This is a genomic window from Micrococcus sp. LASM2_SD2, from assembly GCF_057364565.1.
This window is the reverse complement of sequence record NZ_JBNFOB010000328.1, coordinates 1-1,913: the sequence shown is the minus strand read 5'-3', so window position 1 is coordinate 1,913 and position 1,913 is coordinate 1. Positions and strand designations below refer to the sequence as shown.

Genomic DNA, 1,913 nt, shown 5'->3' with positions numbered 1-1,913 from the left:
GTGCGCGCCGGAGACGGCCGACGCATCGCCGAGGTCCCCGAGGCGGCACCGGGCTTCGACCGGATCCTCGTGGACGCCCCCCTGCACCGGGCTGGGCGCCTGCGCCGCCGGCCCGAGTCTCGTCTGGCGCCGCACCCCGGCCGACCTGGCCGTCCTCACGGACCTGCAGGCCGAGCTGCTGGACGCGGCGGTCGCCGTGCTGGCACCCGGCGGCGTGCTCGCCTATGTGACCTGTTCGCCCCATCCGGCCGAGACGGTGGTGCAGGTCGACGACCTGCTGCGCCGGCGCCCCGAGCTCGAGCAGCTCGACGCCGCCGCAGTGCTGCAGTCCGTGGCCGTCGGGGACCTGGACCTGCCCGACCGCAAGACCGCGCAGCTGTGGCCGCACCGCCACGGCACCGATGCGATGTTCCTCGCCCTGTTCCGCAGGCCGCCCACCGCCCTCACGTCAGGAGCCCACCGTTGACCGTCCGACTGCACCCGTCGATCCTCTCCGCCGACTTCGCGCGACTGGCCGACGAGCTCGGCCGCATCGGCACCGCCGACGCCGTCCACGTGGACGTCATGGACGGGCACTTCGTGCCGAACCTGACCCTGGGCCTGCCCGTCGTGGAGTCGATCGCCGGGGCCACCGACCTGCCGCTGGACCTGCACCTGATGATCGAGGACCCGGACCGCTGGGCCCCGGACTATGTGGATGCCGGCGCCGCCTCCGTGACCTTCCACGCCGAGGCCGCCAAGGCCCCGGTGCGCCTGGCCCGGGAGCTGCGGGCCCGCGGCGCGAAGGCCGCCATGGCGCTGAACCCCGGCACGGCGCTTCAGCCGCACCTGGGGATGCTGGGGGAGGTGGACATGCTGCTGCTGATGACCGTCGAGCCCGGCTTCGGCGGCCAGCCCTTCCTGGACCTGGTCCTGCCGAAGATCCGCGCCGCGCGGAAGGCGATCGACGACCTGGGCGGGCAGCTCGCCCTCCAGGTGGACGGAGGCGTCAACGCGGACACCGTCCACCGTGCCGCCGAGGCCGGCGCGGACGTCTTCGTGGCCGGCTCCGCCGTCTACGGGGCCGACGACCCGGACGCGGCGATCCGCTCGCTCCGTGAGACGGCTGGGCGAGCCTGTGCCGGCCACACAGTGTGATATGCCATACTCGACGCCAGCTAACGTGCTCCGGGGTCGGTGAAAGTCCGAACCGGCGGTGACAGTCCGCGACCCGTGAGCGTGCGCCCAGGCCCGTCCTGAGCCGCGCGATCGGTTGAGCCGGTGGAATTCCGGCACCGACAGTCAGAGTCTGGATGGGAGAAGCACGCAGCCGAACGCCGTGGCGTCAGGTGCCCTCGTGGCACGTTGCCGCGTTCGTTCGCAGGCATCCCCGGAGTGCCCCTCCGGGTGAAGGCCACCCGGAGCACCGAGCGCACGGGAGGCCCCGGATGGACCCGCAGCAGCCGTCGTCTGCCACGCCCCGACCTGCCGTGGCCACACCCGCCGACACCGCCATGGACCGCGCCGTGACGGACTGCACCGCCATGGACCACGCGGTCGCCGCCGCCCTGGAGGGTGTCCGCGGCGCCACCCCGCTCGTCGGCGCCGTCCTCACCGGCCCGGACGGCAGGGTGCTCTCCGTCGGACGTCATCGCGGCGCCGGCACCCCGCACGCGGAGGCCGACGCCCTCGCCGCCTGGACCCGGCTGTGCGATCAGGATGCGGACGCCGCCGCGATCGACCCGGCCGCCTGCACCCTGCACGTCACACTCGAACCCTGCGACCACACCGGCCGCACCGGTCCCTGCAGCGCCGCCGTCCGAGACGCCGGTATCGGCCGCCTCGTCTATGCCGTCGCCGATCCCACCGGCACCTCCGGCGGGGGAGCGGCCACGCTGCGCGCCGCCGGCGTCGCCGTTGTCCGGCCCCCACCG

General features: G+C 74.4%; 1 protein-coding gene, 2 pseudogenes and 1 riboswitch. All 3 genes and pseudogenes read left to right on the top strand.

Translation table 11 applies throughout. The features are described 5' to 3' along the window. A pseudogene (locus AC2W7A_RS12040) lies at window positions 1–466 on the top strand (rRNA small subunit methyltransferase B); the annotation flags it as partial. Continuing rightward, on the top strand, window positions 463–1,137 hold the full coding sequence (gene rpe / locus AC2W7A_RS12035) for a ribulose-phosphate 3-epimerase (RefSeq protein ID WP_485991547.1): 675 nt from the start codon (window positions 463–465) through the stop codon (window positions 1,135–1,137). The pseudogene AC2W7A_RS12040 and the gene rpe, both read left to right, overlap by 4 nt. Before the next feature lie 22 nt (window positions 1,138–1,159). Then, window positions 1,160–1,308: riboswitch (FMN riboswitch) on the top strand. 161 nt (window positions 1,309–1,469) lie between these two features. Continuing rightward, window positions 1,470–1,913 (top strand): annotated as a pseudogene (locus AC2W7A_RS12030) (bifunctional diaminohydroxyphosphoribosylaminopyrimidine deaminase/5-amino-6-(5-phosphoribosylamino)uracil reductase RibD); the annotation flags it as partial.